This window comes from Microbacterium sp. BR1, assembly GCF_002812725.1.
Classification (GTDB): Bacteria; Actinomycetota; Actinomycetes; order Actinomycetales; family Microbacteriaceae; genus Microbacterium.
Map to the genome: position 1 here is coordinate 46,801 of NZ_NMUN01000009.1, position 17,217 is coordinate 64,017.

General features: G+C 64.5%; 15 protein-coding genes and 1 tRNA gene. 6 read left to right on the forward strand and 10 right to left on the reverse strand.

The annotated features are described in order from the left end of the window. The first annotated feature begins 231 nt into the window (after positions 1 to 231). Positions 232 to 840, forward strand: a complete 609-nt coding sequence (locus CGU35_RS14415) for a recombinase family protein (RefSeq protein WP_198517742.1) — start codon at positions 232 to 234, stop codon at positions 838 to 840. A 270-nt stretch (positions 841 to 1,110) separates the two neighbouring features. Here the strand turns inward: CGU35_RS14415 and CGU35_RS14420 are convergent, their stop codons facing one another. Beyond that, the gene (locus tag CGU35_RS14420; RefSeq protein ID WP_100812412.1) at positions 1,111 to 1,890 is read right to left on the reverse strand and encodes an alpha/beta fold hydrolase; all 780 of its coding nucleotides are present in this window, start codon (positions 1,888 to 1,890) and stop codon (positions 1,111 to 1,113) included. Positions 1,891 to 2,190: 300 nt separating this feature from the next. Between CGU35_RS14420 and CGU35_RS14425 the strand changes: the two genes are divergently transcribed. Further along, the gene (locus tag CGU35_RS14425; protein WP_157814000.1) at positions 2,191 to 2,859 is read left to right on the forward strand and encodes a hypothetical protein; all 669 of its coding nucleotides are present in this window, start codon (positions 2,191 to 2,193) and stop codon (positions 2,857 to 2,859) included. Positions 2,860 to 3,033: 174 nt separating this feature from the next. On the opposite strand, the gene CGU35_RS14430 is transcribed toward CGU35_RS14425, so the two are convergent. Further along, positions 3,034 to 9,147: an ATP-binding protein gene (locus tag CGU35_RS14430; protein WP_157811271.1), complete on the reverse strand. Its 6,114-nt coding sequence runs from the start codon at positions 9,145 to 9,147 to the stop codon at positions 3,034 to 3,036. A 283-nt stretch (positions 9,148 to 9,430) separates the two neighbouring features. On the opposite strand from CGU35_RS14430, the gene CGU35_RS14435 reads away from it, so the two are divergent. Together CGU35_RS14435 and CGU35_RS14440 are read left to right on the forward strand one after the other, a co-directional pair. After that, complete coding sequence (locus tag CGU35_RS14435) at positions 9,431 to 9,739, forward strand: hypothetical protein (RefSeq protein WP_157814001.1); 309 nt, start codon at positions 9,431 to 9,433, stop codon at positions 9,737 to 9,739. A 3-nt stretch (positions 9,740 to 9,742) separates the two neighbouring features. Then, on the forward strand, positions 9,743 to 10,729 hold the full coding sequence (locus tag CGU35_RS14440) for a zeta toxin family protein (protein WP_100812238.1): 987 nt from the start codon (positions 9,743 to 9,745) through the stop codon (positions 10,727 to 10,729). A gap of 502 nt (positions 10,730 to 11,231) precedes the next feature. Here CGU35_RS14440 and CGU35_RS14445 read toward each other — a convergent pair. Genes CGU35_RS14445 through CGU35_RS14470 form a run of 6 tightly spaced genes read right to left on the reverse strand, consistent with a single transcriptional unit; the run spans position 11,232 to position 14,181 of the window. Then, positions 11,232 to 11,486: a hypothetical protein gene (locus tag CGU35_RS14445; RefSeq protein WP_100812239.1), complete on the reverse strand. Its 255-nt coding sequence runs from the start codon at positions 11,484 to 11,486 to the stop codon at positions 11,232 to 11,234. Positions 11,487 to 11,516: 30 nt separating this feature from the next. Next, the gene (locus CGU35_RS14450) at positions 11,517 to 12,593 is read right to left on the reverse strand and encodes a hypothetical protein (RefSeq protein ID WP_157811272.1); all 1,077 of its coding nucleotides are present in this window, start codon (positions 12,591 to 12,593) and stop codon (positions 11,517 to 11,519) included. Continuing rightward, positions 12,590 to 12,916, reverse strand: a complete 327-nt coding sequence (locus tag CGU35_RS14455) for a glutaredoxin family protein (protein ID WP_100812241.1) — start codon at positions 12,914 to 12,916, stop codon at positions 12,590 to 12,592. Before CGU35_RS14455 ends, CGU35_RS14450 begins: the two co-directional genes overlap by 4 nt. Further along, on the reverse strand, positions 12,916 to 13,287 hold the full coding sequence (locus CGU35_RS14460) for a hypothetical protein (protein WP_198517743.1): 372 nt from the start codon (positions 13,285 to 13,287) through the stop codon (positions 12,916 to 12,918). Before CGU35_RS14460 ends, CGU35_RS14455 begins: the two co-directional genes overlap by 1 nt. Then, complete coding sequence (locus tag CGU35_RS14465; protein ID WP_100812242.1) at positions 13,284 to 13,961, reverse strand: ParA family protein; 678 nt, start codon at positions 13,959 to 13,961, stop codon at positions 13,284 to 13,286. The genes CGU35_RS14460 and CGU35_RS14465 overlap by 4 nt, the downstream gene beginning before the upstream one ends. Next, positions 13,951 to 14,181: a DNA-binding protein gene (locus CGU35_RS14470; RefSeq protein ID WP_100813982.1), complete on the reverse strand. Its 231-nt coding sequence runs from the start codon at positions 14,179 to 14,181 to the stop codon at positions 13,951 to 13,953. Before CGU35_RS14470 ends, CGU35_RS14465 begins: the two co-directional genes overlap by 11 nt. Positions 14,182 to 14,295: 114 nt before the next feature. On the opposite strand from CGU35_RS14470, the gene CGU35_RS14475 reads away from it, so the two are divergent. Both CGU35_RS14475 and CGU35_RS14480 read left to right on the forward strand, forming a co-directional pair. Beyond that, positions 14,296 to 14,886 carry a hypothetical protein gene (locus tag CGU35_RS14475; RefSeq protein ID WP_232711328.1) on the forward strand — a complete coding sequence of 197 codons (591 nt, stop codon included), beginning with the start codon at positions 14,296 to 14,298 and terminating at the stop codon, positions 14,884 to 14,886. After that, positions 14,879 to 16,066, forward strand: a complete 1,188-nt coding sequence (locus tag CGU35_RS14480; RefSeq protein WP_100812244.1) for a site-specific integrase — start codon at positions 14,879 to 14,881, stop codon at positions 16,064 to 16,066. Before CGU35_RS14475 ends, CGU35_RS14480 begins: the two co-directional genes overlap by 8 nt. Positions 16,067 to 16,230: 164 nt before the next feature. Here the strand turns inward: CGU35_RS14480 and CGU35_RS14485 are convergent. After that, positions 16,231 to 16,321: transfer RNA gene (locus tag CGU35_RS14485), tRNA-Ser, on the reverse strand. Between the two features lie 79 nt (positions 16,322 to 16,400). After that, positions 16,401 to 17,153, reverse strand: coding sequence for an SDR family NAD(P)-dependent oxidoreductase (locus tag CGU35_RS14490; protein ID WP_100812245.1), 753 nt, complete (start codon positions 17,151 to 17,153; stop codon positions 16,401 to 16,403). Positions 17,154 to 17,217: the final 64 nt, after the last annotated feature.

The window sequence follows — 17,217 nt, forward strand, 5'->3', positions numbered from 1 at the left end:
GAAGACGACCGTTCACGCGACCGAGGCGGCGCTCACTTGACACTCGACATATCGTCACCGCAACGGCAGGCGCTACGGATGAGTCGCACACCGGTGACCTTGCAGGCAAGAGCCCTGTTCAGCTGCACGCCTCGGCTCCCTACACGAACTACGACCGCCGTAACGGGGTCGAGGTGCCCGGCGAAGGATCCGAATCGTGTGGCGTGGACCACGGAGGGCGACGCTTGGGCAATGGATGGAATACAGATTGGATACGCCAGGGTCTCGACTACGGATCAAGACCTCACCGCTCAACGCGACGCACTACTGCGTTTGGGCGTTCACGATGAGCACATCTACGTCGACCACGGCATGACCGGCGCGAATCGCGCCCGGCCGGGCTTGCGGGAGGCGCTCGCTGCGGTGCGAAGCGGCGACACGCTCGTCGTGACGAAGCTTGACCGCCTCGCCCGGTCGCTGCGGGACGCTCGCGAGATTGCGGATGAACTCACGGGCAAGGGCGTCGCGCTCAGTCTCGGCGGGAGCCGTTACGACCCGACCGATCCCGTCGGGCGACTGTTGTTCAACGTGCTCGCCATGGTTGCGGAGTTCGAGCGAGATCTCATCAGCATGCGCACGCGGGAAGGGATGGCGGTCGCCCGTGCCAAAGGAAGACTGAAGGGCAAGCAGCCGAAGCTGTCGAAGACGCAGAGAGCGTTGCTGTTCGAGGTGCACGACCGAGGCGAGTACACCCAGACCGAGATCGCGGAACTGTTCAGCGTCTCGCGCGCCACCGTCTATCGCGAGCTTCAGCATCGCCGGGAGAAGTTCCTCACGGGCTGCGAAGCGCACATCTTCTAACGCCCCCTCGGCCGCGGTCATCTGAGTCGGATGTCCAATCCGACTCAGCCGCGGCCAGCTAGAAGATCCCGCCGCGCAACTCGCTCGTTAGGCCGCACGAGGACGCTCGATCGCGCCGACTGAACCCTCAGCTCGCCCCACCGGGCGTTGGGCCGCTGACTCCGATCCTGTTTCAGCCGATAGGTTCGAACAGCCGCGGAGGGCGATCATCCTGCAGACGCAATGTGACGACCGCCGCAAACAGGCTTCGCCCCGACGCGGAGTGGCAGTTCAAGCGGTGCTTTTGAGGATCAGGCGTGTCGCTTCCGTTGGCCGGTCCCAGTGCGGGAAGTGTCCGCAGTTTTCGAACCAGTGCAGCGTGGCATCTGGGAACAGCTCCGTTGCCCGCGTTGCCTCGCTGGGAACGGTAACCCTGTCCTTCCGCCCCCAACCGATGACCATTTTGCCCTTGAGGGAACCGGCCGGCGCTCCCTTTTGGCGAGGCCCGTGAACCAGCGCCTTGAGGGCCGGGTCCAGGCTGGTCGAGGTCTTGAAGCCGCGGAGCTCGTGCAGGACCAGATCCTGCGGCAGCTTCCAGGGATGGGCAGAGAACTGCAACAGCAGGGCAGTGCGGCCAACAGGATTGCCGGTGAGGAAGGGGAGCGCTGGTTGGATGCGGCGCACCAGCGCGACCGACGCCTTGACACTCGCGCCGAAAATCGCTGCCTGGCGGTCGTTCCAGAATCCACCGGGGTCCAGCGCGACAGTCGTGCCGGCGTGCCCTCGACGTGCCATCTCCATGGCGATACGGGCGCCCATGGAGCTGCCGACCACATCGATGTCGCCCAGTTCCGCGTCGCGGATGAAGGCTTCGACGGCACCGGTCAGCGTAGCGATCGTCGTTTCCCCGGCCAGCGGCGGAGATTCGCCGCAACCGGGGAGGTCGACGGCAATCACCTCGCGTTCAGCGGCCAGGGCCGGGACTACCGGGTCCCAGTTGCCGATGCTGGAACCGAGCCCATGGACCAACAGCAGTGGCTTGCCGGAGCCTTGCCGGGTCGAGTGGAGCATGAAGTCACGGTAAGGCATTGGGGACTGAGCGCCGAGACCGTTGCAAAGTCCGCATTGAGCGCGTATGTGCTCGCGGACGTGCTGCGCCGCGCGCAAGGCGACCCTGTTTCGCGTACGGCCGGAACGAGTTGCGGCGGGTGAGCGCTGCTGAGGGGTCATCTGTCAAGGCCGCAGAGCCCTCTGTGTACTTTCGTGCGCGGGCGGCTCTGCCATGCTGACCAGGTGGATTGCTTCTGTTTCATCTACGCGCTCTGGTGTCACGCGACTAAAGACGTCACCGCTGGCTCGTGGGCGGAGTGGGTGACCGCGTTCATCGCTGCCCTGGCGCTCGCCGCTGCCGTCGTTGCGGGTTTCTACGCGGCCAGCTCCGCAAAGAGCACGAGGGATGCCGCCCAGAGCGCGAAGGACTCCGCCGAGATTGCTGTCGATGCGTTCCTGTCGGACGCGAAGGTCCGCATCGAAGCCCAGGCGCGGAAGGTGTACACAACCACAGGTGTGCCGAGGTACCAGTACGCGAAGCAACCGGCGCCGTCGGAGACCAACATCATCTACAGCTCGGACCTTCGGGAGCCGAGCACAGCACCGGAGTACCGCGGGAAGCCGCCCGCGGGCGCCTGGCAGTACACCGCGAACGCGCTGCAGCTCGAGTTCGTCGTGCACAATAGCAGCGACGAGATAGTGGGACCCGTCCAGCTGTTCGCGACCGACGTTCACAGGGGCGAGAAGACGCCCGTAGGTGTCCCGACGGAAGTCATCCTTCCCGCCAAGGAGCAGAAGGTGTTCGTGGTCGTCCCCCTGCTCCCGGGCACCAACCTTCAGGAGACCGATCCGGAACTGGTCGCCCTCCGCTGGGTTCCCGTGCTCAGGTTCCGTGACACCGCTGGGATCCATTGGGAGCGGACCGGGTTCGAGCCAATCCATCAGATGGATTACGACCCGTTCTCGCCGGACGCACCCCCGCACATGTGACGGTCAAGAGGAGGCGTCCGTTCCGCTGAACTCGCGGTCGCCGAACTTCTGATGCGTCGCCCTTTTCACGGGCTGCGGCGAGGGCCCGATGCCCGCGGTCAGTGAGATGCAGCGCGCGATCTGGTCGGACATGTCCAGAAACGCAGTGCCCGTGGACTGACGTAACGGCAGCCGTCATCTGATTGGACCGGTTTCCGGGAGCTCCACCTGCGCCGTTGCTGAATCTTCGCCGTCGTCACGCTTGACGCGCCGCTTCACCCGCAACAGTCTGCTGAACGTCGGTTCGACTGATCGCAAGTCGCGCTCGCCAGCCTCGCTCAGTTCGACCTGCCAGACACTTCCCGCGTAGTCGTCCTCGGGCGGGGCGAAGCCGAGATCCCCACGCACGCGAAAGACAGTTCTCGCCCTCCATGTCCCGTCCTCCCCCAGCCACTCAAACGGCACGTCCATCGACGGTCTCCACCCGAGCCGGCGAGCGAAGGACGGGTTGATTGCGATCCACTGAGGGCGCTCCGGGTCGGACAGAAACTCCTCGGAACGGACCACGAGAGTCTTGTCGCCCGAATCGAACTCTTCATAGGCGCGGGACTCGAGGTCCAGGCTCGTCACCGACGCAGTCCGTATCAGGCGCAGGCCTTTGGACCGGAGTCCAACCACCGGCACGAGGGTTCGACGCTCGCTGGGAGTGTTCCACACGAGTGACTTCCATTCACCCACCTCGGCAAGGACGAAGGTCTCAGCATCACGATGGGCGCTCGCATACGCCTCAGCGGCAGCGGTCGCCTCTTCAGTCCAAGTGCGGGTGTCATATCCGCGCACAGACTCGTCGCGCCAAGGAAGAGGCGTCGATGCATTCAACGGCCGCGGAGTAGGCGAGTCAATGCTGTCGAGAAGGCCCATTTCGACTGCGAGATTGCCCGCTGAGCGAAGGTTGCCGCTGTCGTGCAGCAGGGCGGCGACGTGCCCCACGGCTCTTCGCCCAACCATCAGCGCCCAAGGCCGATAGATCAGCTTCTGGCCGCGGCGCTTTAGCCGTTCTGCCTGCGCCCTGTGCCCGCCTGCGAGCCATAGGTCGGTTTGGGTGCGCGCGATCTCGCTGGCGTAGTGAAGCACCGCAGACTCGTCGAGCCCCGATACATCCGCGATCTTCAGAAGTAGGTCCTCATACGGGGCAACGACTTCGAGGGGGTTGGTCATGTCGACCACGGGCACCCCTTCAGCATCGACGAGGTAGCTCTTGTACCCGGAGAGCGGCGGAAACGACAGCCGGATTGCCGGCGGCAGCTCGCGGACCGGCAGAGTCGGGGGATCCACCCCACTCGTGACTAGGACTTCTTGCGCGAGCGCACGGACGATGAGGTCGTCGTTTCGCGCGGCAACCGCGATTTCTCCAAGCGCGGCGTCGCTGAGACGGTGTCCGTGAGCGGCTGCGCGAAGCAGGATGGCAAGCGCGCCTTCGGCTAGCCATCCACCGCTGGCGAGCAAGTCGACTGTAGCGAGTTCTGCTGACGCGCTGCGTGCGTTGATCAGCGCCTCAAGCACGTTGCGCGCGCCGAAGTCTATGGCTCGGGTGGGGTGTCCAACGAACCCAGACACCCACTTCGCCCCCGCTTCAGCGGGGCTGATTGCATCGGTGGGGGCCGTGAGTGATGCAGGTCTGGTAGCGCTTGGTGCGAAGATGTCGAGACTCGGTCGTGCCGATACCCAGGCATCGCCCACCGCCCGGTCACCTACGAGGACGCCGAGAATATGGAGGAGGTCATGGATCGGGATATCTGCCGACAAGGCGCCCGAGGTGATCGCTCCGGCAAAGTCGTTCAGACTGATGCGCTGAAGCTCCGGATCATTTCCGCCCAGCGCCGCCTTTACCAGGGCGAGCCGGGTCCCGCCGTCGTAGCGGCGCCACCACCCAGTTATGGGCAAGCGTGTGAGCGCTTCGCTAAGCGCATCCGTAGCCTTCTTACCGCCGCCAGCGGCCGCGCAGATTGCGATCACCGAGCCCATGAATGGGCCTGTGAGACCCATCCTGCGGCCCTCATCAACAAGCGCTTCGGCTACCGGGCGCGACGGAAGGTGAGTCGATTCGGCGAGCGCCGCTTCCCAGGCTGCCAGGGTCGCACCGCTGACGTCCGCTGCATCTGCTTCGCGCATCTGTCGGAGCAGCGCGGAAGGGCTCCCAGGAATAGGCGGGGGAACCGCCTGGGGCTCATCAGGTCCGGGTGGCTGTTCAGCATCGGTCTCGCTGGTTCCGGCGCCGTTCTCCGAACCGATCCGAAGCGATTCGGCCCAGGCCAAGGTTGCTTTCGAAGCCGACTGTGATGCCGCCCGGGTGACGTCGGCCCGCACAGCGGGAGCGATGTATTGCGATGTGGGGGCGAGCATGTGGCAGTAGATCGACAAACCGACCTCAGCTCCGTCCGTAGACGCGACGAGTCCGCGCACGATCGACCCGATGGCGGCACTCTCCTCGAACACTCCCAGATCGCAGAAGAACGTAGCCAACTGGCATGCGAGAGCGGGGCTCGCGCGGAAGGCGGCGATGGTGATTGCTTCCGCGGCCGCTTTCGCCTGGCTTGAAGCGTCTGCCGATGCGCGCTCCACTCGGCTGGCGAAATCCAAGATGTCCTCCACGAATGGATTAACCCCGATCGCGCCGCTTTCGAAGGCCAGTTCGAGCCACTCCGCATAGTGCGCGAGCTGCTCGTTTTCGTCGTTTTGGCTTGGCCCCCACCCTTGCTCGACTGCTGATTGAAGTGCCACCCTCGCCCGGTTCTCGAATCCTGCAGCAGCCCAGCTACGGGATTGCGTTAGCCAGGTGTCGACTCGGTCATGGACATCCCAGGCAGCGCCATCGATTTCCGTATCGATGCTCGTCAAGATTTCCTGCGTCAAATCGGTCAATCCGGGAACGTGCTCTGCGACCCATTTGACGATTCCCGTTCGAAGGGACGGGTGCCAGTAGACCCTGCGGGTACTCGATGACCAAGCGTCCTGGAAGAGCCGGATCACGCTCTCCACGGTGTCGTAGGGTGACGCGAGAGCGGAAGCAAGGAGTCGCTCCCATAACTCCGGCGCTGCGTCCCGGAATGAATACCAGCTGGACCAGTCGTGAGTCTGGCGACTAGGTACCTCGAGCAAGCGCACGATCGGATCCGCAAGGGACGAAATTGGTGGAGTCGTCCCAGGTTCCACGGTTGGAGAAGGCCAAGCGAGCGTCTCAATCTGTGCCAGGACGCGTAGCGCCTCCTCGAAGCGGCGACGCCCGGCATGGCGAGGATCCAAGTCGGAGTGCGTAGGGGTCGCCGCAACTGCATCGTGATGTGGGAGGACCAGCTCCAGCCGAGTTGTCGCGAGGTAGGGCAGAAAAGGTGCGAGACCCTGACCAGAAAGCGAGGTGTCCGGCCAGCGGCGCATAAGTGGTCGCTCCGCGAGGATCGACGCCTCGCTCAGGTCGCCGAGTCCTGATCTCAGCAAAGTCTCGAGCATGGCGTGACGCAGCGCTTCAACGATGAGGTGAGACCCCCTCGCTGCGTGCGAATCTTCACCAAGGTTAGGGTCCGGCGGGGGTTGCACGGAGCGCCGGTCGAGTGAAACGACGGATTGAGCATGTTGGGCCACCTCCCCCAGGAGCCCATCCTCCGCGGCAGTTCGAGCACGAACGACGTGCATGCGGGCGATCCAGTTCGGATCGCCGATGGCAGAGACTTCGGCCGAGATGCGCTCAAGAGCCTCGTTGTCTCGTACTTCCGCCGCCAGCTCACTGCAACAGGCAAGCGCGCGCTGACGTATGACACGAGTCGAATCGATCGCGTCCTCGTGATCCTGATCGTCTAGGTCGACGTGCCGGGGACCTTCGACAGCGTCCAGAGCGGCGAGCACCCGGTCAAATCCCCCGAGAAGATAGTGAGCCCGCGTCCACGCCGTGATCGTATCCGTCCGGCTTCCCTCGCTACGACTGCGTCTCCCGAGGGAAGACCTGGGATCGTCGGCAGCGCGGAGCAGCTCATCGGCAAGCAGGTAGGAGCCCGCGCTCGCGAGATGCGCGGCTGCCCGGAAGGCCGCGGCGTCCTCAACTACAAGTCGGCCGCTTTGAAGTAAGTGCTCACGTACCTCCCCCGGGGGCAGGACCTCCACCGCCGCTTCAGCTAGCGTCGATGGGTTAAGAATGTAGTCGCGCTGTACAAGTTCGGCAGCGAACAGGAACAACGGCACCATCGCGGCCAGATCACCAAGCTCTGACGCAGCCCGCAACGCAATGTTGGCGTGCGAGCGAACGACCCGCGTCGGGCGAAGTTGAACCAGTCTCGATCTCAAAGCCGCTGGTGTGGCGAGCTCCACGACACGGTGAAGCTGACCGGCAAGGTATCGATGACTCAGCTCCTCGTCTCGGTAGACGACGGAGGAGCTTGTCGCGCATATATCAGCCGTCCGGGCGTACTGGCTACGGTCCCGCTCGCCGCTGAAGACTCCAGCGACCGCAGATGTCCTCTCGATGAGAAAGAGTCGAAAGCTGTTGTGGATGAAATGCCACTCGTCTCCTGCTCGCGCGAAGAAGGGGTACGTCCTGCTAGTGAACTTCTCGGCGAGCTCAGCACTCGTCCAGCTCGCCAGCCAGTCAATTCGAACGGGCGCGCGAACCCTCGATACAACGGCGAGCAGTTCCATCAGTGCTGCGTCTCCACCGACCGACTCTAGGTAACCGTTGTAGCGGCGAAGGACATCGCCCCTAAAGGCCGTCAATTCCCGCAAACGGCTTGTTGCTTCGAGATTGCGGTCGCTTGCATTACCCACAGATGATTCGACATCGGCCAGATCTTGCAGGAGATAGGTGAGAGCGAGGGGATGCCCCTCACTCTCGTTGTGCAGGGCTTCTCGCACTGACTCCGTGATCCACGCCCCCACGCCGCTCTTGTCGATGATCGAATCCACCTCGGCGCGCGCGAGCGCTGGAAGCTCAATATGTCGGGATTCCGCGAGGGTGTCTCGAATGTTGGAAGGGAGCATCGCGACGGACTGCGAGCCGAGTGCAAAGTAGACACCAGACTGGAGAAGTTCGGGCGCTGGCAACTCGTCAATTAGAGATCGAGTCGGAGATTGCTCGCGAGAGATGTGATCAAGCCCGTCAACAATGACGATCGTTGGGCGGCCCTCTCTCTCGTAACGACGATGAGCGTCTTCCAAGAGGGAAGCAAGAACCGATCTTTGGCCCGTCAAGTCGGCCCCGAAGTGTCGCGAGTAGAGACCGGTGTCTTGGAGGGCCAAGTTCAGATCATGAAGAAAGGCCTGGGCCTCACCTCGAGCGCTTATGGGTCCGGTGGAATCAGGCACGAACGCGTAGTAGCGGACGACGGCCGCGTCCGCCCGGAAGCTCTCGAGAAGCGTTGACTTGCCAGTTCCGGCCGCGCCCACCAACGCGAGATAGCCAGACTCATGATCCTTGAGCGCTTCGCTGAGAGACGCTACGGCTGCAGCATTCGGGGTGTAAACCTCGGGCACCGGGAATCGGTGTGGATGACGGTAGGCGAGCCGGTTCCACCATCCAAGCTCCGTGAGTAGTTCGTCCCGCGTTAGGTGCACGATGTGCCTGGCGTCGCTTACCAGACGTTGGATCGTCTGTGCAATGTGGTGTTGATCAGACGACTGCTCGCTATCAGCAAGAAGCTCGTGGGGTGCGGAAATTCCCAGCCTGACCTCGATCGCAGCGAGATAGGCCACAAAGTCCACGTCGGAGAGCCCACTCGCGGCTTGGACTCGGTCCCACGCCGATCTCCACTCTCTAACTAGGTCGTGGTCCTCGATGGTCGACCAATCGTCAAGACCACAAGCGATCAAGTGTTGGACCGGTTGGAACGACCGCGCAAGAAAAGCCGCGAGGTGATGCGGCCCCGTCGCCGTGACCTGCTGGAGAGGACTGCCTGCCTGCGGTGTTGCGCTCGATGCGTATCTGTTGGAGCACAGATGGATTCGAAGGACACCATCCCTCTCATCCCTAAGCCGTCGCCAGGCAGTTGCAAGGTCCCCGAACAGGGAGGTTTCGGAGTTGGGAGTTCCAAAGAGATCTGACCAAGAGAACGAGTCAGGGTACAGAGCCCACTTCACCTGGATGGCGTGGCGAGCGTTGCTGGTTCCGAACTGGAAGTCGTCCGCCACACCTGCCGTCGGGTCTGCAAGTCGAATCCATTGAAGGTCGCGAAGATGGCGCCGCACGATCTCTGCAGCTATCCCGTACTGCGCAGAGTAACCTGCGATCGCCGCGCGCTCTCCTGCGGACGGGGGACTGTCGTTCATCGGCCTGCGCATTTCCTGGTCGAAGGGACTGCAGAGGGGTGGCTCCTGGCCGCGAGCTTAATGATGCGACTCCAGCGGGGCATCACGCCACTCGGCACTGCCCGTTGAAGGATCCCCCGCGTGCACCTCAGTTCTTCTCACCCCCGGCGCTCCCGGCTTCTCCCAGCACCTCCGCCACGCGGAGTATGGAGACCGAGGAGTACCGCAGGACTGGAGTGCGGCGAGGCCCGAGGCCACGCGCGAAAGCGCCACACGCAGCGCGACGGATGTGCAACATCGGCAGGTGACTGACTTCGAACCCCGTCGCCCAACCGATAACCTTCCGGAAGGAGGGCAGATGCGCGTTGATTTCTCGCCGTGGCGTTTCCGGGATGCCCCCGCTTTCGAAGCGCTCAACGAAGTCGCCCATCAGTCGATCGCGACACTCCTTGCGCAATCTCGGACCGGCCGCATGCCCGCGGAAGAAGCTGCCGCACGAGTTCGTGAGTTGCGCTCGCTCGTCCAGGCCATTGACGGCTACGAAGCGGAGGCGATTGCTGGCGCGATTGCCGAGTTGCAGTCAGAGCTCGATGAAGCACGGCGGGGCACGTGACTGATGCTCTCCGATGAGATCGACCGGATCTTCGACCGCGACATCCGCCCGCTCGTTTTCGCCGACCTCGAGGACATCGCGCCTGAGCTCGTGATCCTGTCGGGGCAGCACGGGTCAGGTCGCGCGCAGGCGATTCTGCGCATCCAGTCCGCAGCGCAGCATCGTCTCGCCGTAGTGAGCGGCGATGAGTTGCGTGCCTTCCATCCGCGGTACACCGAGCTCGTCGGCACTGTCGACGGTGAGGTTGAGTTGTCGGACGCGGCGGCCCAGTGGGTGGGCGCCTGCATCGCGTATGCGCGGGATCATCGACGGTCGGTGCTACTGGAGGGGTCGTTTGAGAACCCGGAGGCCGTCACAGGGACTCTGCGGTTGTTCGCGGAGCAGGGGTTTCGGACGCGCGTGATCATGGTCGGCGTGCCAGCGCGCGAGAGTCTGCTGACGTTGGCGTCGACGCACGTCTCACGTATCCGGGCTGGCCGTTCGTCGCAGTTCACTGACGCGCGTGACCACCAGGCAGGCTTCGATTCGACACGGGCGCTCGTCGCTGCAGTCGAGACCGACGCCTCCAAGAGTGGGCTCGTGGTGCTCGACCGTCGCGGTCGCGCTGTCTTCGACAGCGAGACGAGGGTACCTGACCAGGGCGGCAGCGGTGTTGAAGCGCTCGTCGAGGCGCAGTCCGCGCCGCCCTCGACGATGGACATGGTGGAGTGGTTGGGTGAGCTTCGCCGGGTGACTGAGTTCGTGCAGTCGCTGCGCCGACCGGACCGAGAGGTGCTCGAGGCTCTAGTCGAGTTGCACGATCTTGCATTGCGGGAGGTGAACCCGCAGCTGCCGTCCTTCGAGGGCTCCGATGTGCTCTCCGTCCAGGAGCGGAGCATCGCTACCCGACTGGTCGAGCTGCGCCGGACGTTGGCGCCGACGGAGACAGTCGACGCGACGGGTCCGGTCGTCGGTCCTGCCAGCCCTGACCGCGGGGGCGTGTCTCGATGAGCCGGGAGCTGCAGGTGCCGGTGACTTCGGAACTCCAGCGCTTCGGCCGTCAGTGACTCTGGGAGGTCCGGAGTTGCGAACTTCGGGAGTCCGATAGTTTGCGGATGGTTGCTTCGGTCTGCGGGTGTCCTGGGATAGTCGGCTGCGGTTAGCGGGTCGGGTGGTGCGTAGTGCCGGGTCGTGGAATAGCGGACCGAGCGGCAGTGAGGGAGCATATGCCGCGAAAGCCCGGAACGGAGCACCGCCCGGCCCGCTACAATCTCGCCGCCCAGGAAGCCCAGTCGGCGTTCGCGATCACGTGAGTGCGTGGAGGGGCGTCGCTGATCCAGCGGAGATAGGTGTTCCACGGGTCCCGGCTGGCGGCGACCTCGGTGGTGTGTGCGAGGAGTTCGGGGCTGGCAGTGAACCACTCGCCTCCTTCGCGGAGGTGGGTGAATTGTTCGTGGCGGTTGTGTTCGACGTGCGGCCGCCGCGTTCGAACGCGAGAATCTCCTCGTGCCGGTCAGTCGGTCGTGAGGGCCATGAGATCTCGAACGAAGCTGCGGCGATCGGCGGTGGGGTCGGTGATAAGTTGGCGGATCCGGTCGCTCAGGCCACGGCGGTGTGGGAGGAACTGGTCGCCGAGGGGCTCGACGCACCAGTCGATGTCTTCTTGGATGCTGTAGCCGGGTTCTTCCTGGTGTTTGGTGGGGTACCAGGAGAATGCCGCCACGGCGGTGCGGTAGATGACGGCTTCTGCGTCTGCGCGGTCAAGCATGGTGGTATGCCTTCCTGGTTGTCTTCAGTGTCACAGCCCGAGGCCTCTCCCCGGTGTTGCGGGTCCGGCGTGGGGGCCTAGCGCGTCGGGTCGGCGATTGGGGAGGCGCGGTGTGTGGCGGAGAGTGTCGTTGACGTTGCGAGCGATCTCATCCAGCCGGGCATCCTCCGCAGCCTGTGCGGCGTCCCTGCGGGCCTGCTCGCGTTCACGAGCGATCCGTCGAAACACCTCCTTATCCGTCGGGTCCACGAATTTGTGTCCGATCGTCGGTTGACCGGCCAGGTAGACGTCAGCGCGAGCCCGTTGGCAGTCCCGTTCCCAGGCCGCGATCATCGCCGTGCTGACCGCACATTCTTCCTTTAGTCGCGCGATCTGTTCCGGAGTGCGCGGGGTGGTGAAGAACGCGGTCGCGGAGGCGCGGTTCTCCGCGCGTTCCGCACTGCTGGTCCCGTGCAGTCGCTCAGTGGGCAGCCCGCCCTGTTGGCGGTTCTTCTCCCGCCGACGCCACGCCGCCGCCGCCGTTTTCGCTCGTTCCTTGTTCGCCTGGTAGCGATCGCGGCTTTTCGCTTTCACCTCATCTTTGTGCCGTTCGTAGTAGTCCCGTGCGGCAGCTCGGCGGGCGTCGGGGTTGTCACGGTGTGCGTCGCGTTTCGCGGCAAGTCGTTCCTCGCGGTGCCGCTGATAGTCCGCCGCGTTATTCGCGCGGCGCCGCTCGCGAAACCCGTCCGGGTCCTCCGCCCGTTGTCGAGCGACGTATGCGCGGGAGTATCCGACCCACTTGTCCTTATTCGCCGCGTAGTACTGCCGGGACTGCTCCGCACGCCTCGCATGCTTCTCCTCCTCCGCGCGTCTCCGCTGCGCCTGGGCGCGCATGTATTCGCGGTTGTAGGTGCGGACGTGTTCCCGGTTCCGCTCCTTATACGCCGCCTGCAACTCCCGCCGCCTGTCCCGGGTGAGTTCCCGATACCACTTGCCCTTCTCGCGCTGATACTCGGGGCCGTGGATGGGCAGGCCGTCGCGTTCACGCTGGTCCTTCCACTCCTGCAACTCAGGCGATTCCTTGCTCCGGACCCGCCGGGGTACGCGCGGTCGTTCGTCGTCGGTCATGACATGCCCATCCCTGCGGTGACGGAGGCCAGCGCAACGCCGGGACCATGTGGTGCATTCCGCGTCAGCTGGTTGAGGGATGCGAGGTGGTCGATGCGGTCGGGGCGGAAGCCGGACCAGTGATGTTCGGGCTCACCGTCGACAATGACCACGGGTGCTTGGCTGTAGCCGAGTTCGTCGGTGACGTAGTCACGGGCCGCGGCGTTGGCGTCGAGGGTGAGATCGATCTCCGTGTAGCGGATACCCGCTTCGTCGAGGCGTCGGCGAGTGAGCCGGCACTGCACGCACGCCGGCCCCGTCGTGTAGACGGCGACGGTGACCATCACGACACCTCCCCTATCGCTCCCCCGCCCGCGCGGTGTGCGGATGTGCTGGAGTCCGTGAGTCCGGTGGTAACGGAGCGTCGGAGAGCTTCCTCAGTGGACCCGGTCAGGAGGTGCTGGTGGGTGAGGAGCAAATCGATCGCGACACGGATGAGGGTGTTCTCCGTGATCCGTTCTGCCCGCACTGTCCGGCGGCGCATCAGCGTTCGCGCGAGGGCGGAGAGCGCGGCGTACTGGTCTTCCCGCACGCGTGCTTCCTTGCGGGTCAGCCGCGCGAACATCGGCACCGACGGATCCGTGTCCTCCGCGTGTGCCCAGGTTCGGGTGTCGGTGAGGGTCGCGGCGAGGTCGATGCGCGGCATGGCACTCACCAGCTCCCCACGGGTGCGGGCTCGAGCATCCCGGACAGTTCGTGGCCGAGTCGGGTGACGTCCGCGATGACGCCCGCGGTGGACCGGTTGTCGCGAAGCGTTGTCACGACCTGTCCGAGTACGGGTGCGTCGGCGTGGGTTTTGTATTGCCGCAGGTGGGTGTCGAAACGGGGGATGCCCCACGTGAAGTCCAGGAGAGCCTGCCATGTGGACAGTTGGGTGGGGATGCGCGGATCGATCCGGTTCAACACCACGGCGTGCCGAACATGCCGCGGTTCGATCAGCGTCGTGATCGTCCGAATGGTCGGTTCGACCGCGAGCGGCTCCGGCGTGAGCGGGACGATGGCGAAGTCTGCCGCATCCAGGACCGTCTCCACCGGCTTGGTGTCCTCCAGCATCCTGGGGGTGTCGACCAAGACGACGCCGTACGTCGCGTGCAGCTCACGCAGCCGAACGAGGACGTTCGGATGCTGCCTGCCCGCGAAATCGAACGGCAGCCCGGCGCGGGCATTGCCTGCCCACCAGACGCTGGACTGCTGCGGGTCCACATCCACCACCAACACCCGACACCGCCGGGACAGGGTCGCCGCGAGTTGAATGGCGATAGTCGACTTCCCCACCCCGCCCTTCTGGTTCACGACCGCAACGATGCGCAGGGACTGGTTAGCGTCCACGAGAGCCTCCGGGGAATGTGTGGCTGGCCACCCACGACGTCAGCGGCTCCAGCGGGTAGACGACAGTGCGGCCGAGACGGCAGAACGGTGGACCCTGCCGTCGGTGCCGCCAGATCGCGAGCGCGTTCTCCGTCACACCGGGGAGCTGCTCTGCGACCTGCGCGGGCGTGAGGTACACCTCGGGAAGCCCGATCGTGGGCCGGTCCGCTGTCATTGCCATCTCTCAACCTCTCCTGCATTTCCAACAGTGGGATTGACAAGAGTGTTGTACTTAGATATTCACTTAGTCAAGGGGTTCTCGTGAATCCGTAGCGCGGTAAGGCAAACTAAGGAGGTGAAGGTCGACGTGAAGACACCCAACGGCGACACCATGACCGCCCTGGCAGCGACACTGCCCGTCGGGTCCGCGCTGCGCATAGCCCCCCAATTCATCGCCACAGCCGTGAACCAGGACACCGGAATCGAAACCGCGATCGAAGCGAAATACGTCCCCGACGCCGGCCGATACGTGATGACCACCGTCGTCAACCGGGCCGTCGGAGACGACTTCGACGAAACCGCACTACGCCGCGTGGTAACGCAGGCAATCCTGCAAGCCGCGATCCCGCACTGCATCGCCCTGCAACTGTCCGATTCGGATGATGGGGCGTGGATCACCGTCGCGGATCTCACCGCAAGCGACGGACGAGTCATCCCAGAATGGATGGCCGAAGCAGTCGTCAAGCGCGGCATGAAAGCCGAACGCCTGGACGTCATCGAAATCCTCTACGGCACCGCAGCCCTCGCCGGACTACCCCCCGTCAAAGCCGTCCAAGTCGAACTCGGCGTCCCCCACCGCACCGCCGCGGACTGGATCTACAAAGCCCGCGCCGCAGGACGCCTCGAAGGAATGAGCTACACGCCCGGCCGACAGGCGGATGGGTAGCGTCCACCCTTACAAGACGAAAGAAGGCAAGCGGTATCTCGTCCGCTTCAAGAAGCCCGATGGCCGCCAAGGCAACAAGCGCGGCTTCCGTACCAAGTTCGACGCCGAAGAGTTCCTCGCAACTGTCACCGTATCGATCTCAAGCAGCCAATTTATCGATCCGGTCGACGGCAAGATCACGATCGACGAGCTCGGCACAACCTGGCTGCAGGACCAGGCCGCGGTACTGAAGCCTTCCTCCTACCACCCACTCCAGTCCGTGTGGCGGGTCCACGTGCAACCGCGCTGGGGCCGGGTGCAGATCGGTGCCGTGCGCTACAGCGATGTGCGGTCGTGGGTCACCACGCTCGCCGGCAAGCGGGGCGCGACCACCGTCATCAGGGCGTACGGCATCCTCTCCTCGATCCTCGACATCGCCGTGCGCGATCGGCGCATTCCCGAGAACCCCGCGCGCGGCATCCGGTTACCGAAGAAGCGCGCGAAGCGGCGGGTTTACCTGACTCACACGCAGGTGGACCTTCTCGCCCGCCAGTCGTTGTACCCGGAGGTCATCTACTTCCTCGCCTATACCGGCCTGCGGTGGGGAGAAGCGACGGGTCTGCGGGTAAGAGATGTCGACATCAGCCGTGGCCGCGTGCAGGTGCAAGAGAATGCCGTGATGGTCAATGGCACGATCCATACAGGTACTCCCAAATCACACGTCACCCGATCAGTGCCCTACCCCGAGTTCATCGAGCCAATGCTTCACGCCAAGATGATCGGCAAGTCTCAAAGCGATCTCCTGCTCGGCGATGGCGCATCCCACATGCTGTTGCCGAACTCGCAGGACGGATGGTTCGCTGGGGCGGTCCGCCGCGCTGGTGCGATCGACCCCACCTTCCCTCATGTCACACCGCACGACCTGCGCCACACCGCAGCCAGCCTTGCTATCAGCGCCGGAGCGAACGTGAAAGCCGTCCAGCGCATGCTCGGACACGCCTCCGCCGCGATGACCCTCGACACCTACGCCGACCTCTTCGACGACGACCTCGACCTCGTCGCACACGCACTCAGCCGCGCACGCGACGCACGCACTGTCACTCTTCATGAGTCGCCGAGAACCTCGCCGAGCGACCCGCACGCAACAGGCCCGTACATCCCGCCCGGAATCGCTCCAGGCAGCTACAACCCTGCCCGCTAAACGACACCTCGAGCTGTTCTCGCGCGTCGTTCCGGGCGCCCGGAACGCTCCGAATAGGCCGCTGGGAAGCACGTTCTTTCCCAAATCTTTCCCACAAGCCGAATTCGTGAAAGACAGAAGCCCCGCGATCCCAGTGTTTCCAAGGGTTCGCGGGGCTTCGACGATGGCGGTGACGGTGGGATTTGAACCCACGGTAGGGGGTTACCCTACACAACTTTTCGAGAGTTGCACCTTCGGCCGCTCGGACACGTCACCGCGGAATAGCTTACGTGCCCACGTGTCGCGCCGCCAATCGCAAACGACGAGGACCGTCGTTCCCGGCTACGTGCGCGTGTCACACCGCCGCCCAACCGCCGTCGACCGCGAGGATGGCGCCGGAGACGTTGGAAGCGTCGTCGCTGAGCAGCCAGGTGATCGCCGCGGCCAACTGCTCGGGCTGCGCGACTGCGGGTATGTTCGTCTGCAGCAACGGCCCGATTCGCTGTGCTGCCCACTCGGAGCGGAACGGGGCCTCGATGCTCGTCGCGACGGGTCCGGGGGCGACGACGTTGCAGCGGATTCCCTTCGGGGAGTAGTAGAACGCGGTGCTCTGGGAGAAGCCGTTCACCGCATGCTTCGACGTCGTATAGGGCGTTCCCGCGGCCGAACCCCGCTGGCCAGCCTCGGATCCGACGTTGACGATACTGCCCGCACTTGCCTCGAGCATCCTCGGCAGCACCGCACGGGTCAGGCGCATCATCGCGGTCACGTTTACGGCCATGACCCGCTCCCAGGTCTCGTCCGCGATCTCCGCGGTCGGCTCGAATCCGTCCATGATCCCCGCGACGTTCGCGAGCCCGTCGATGCGGTCGCCCGCCACCTCCACCACTCGGCGCACCGTCTCTTCGTCCGTCAGGTCGCCCGCGACGGTGACGACGTCTCCGCCGACCTCGGCGGTCAGCAATTCCAGGCGGTCGGGCGAGATGTCCACCGCGACGACCCGCCCGCCCTCGCGTGCGAGCCTCTCGACCGTAGCGCGGCCGATTCCGGCTCCTCCCCCCGTGACGATGACGGTGCGACCCTCGAAGCGTGCCGTGCTGTTGGTCATGATGTCTCCTCTTCTCGAGGTCAGTCCAGCGGCAATCCGCGCGGCCACACAGGGTCGTTGGTCC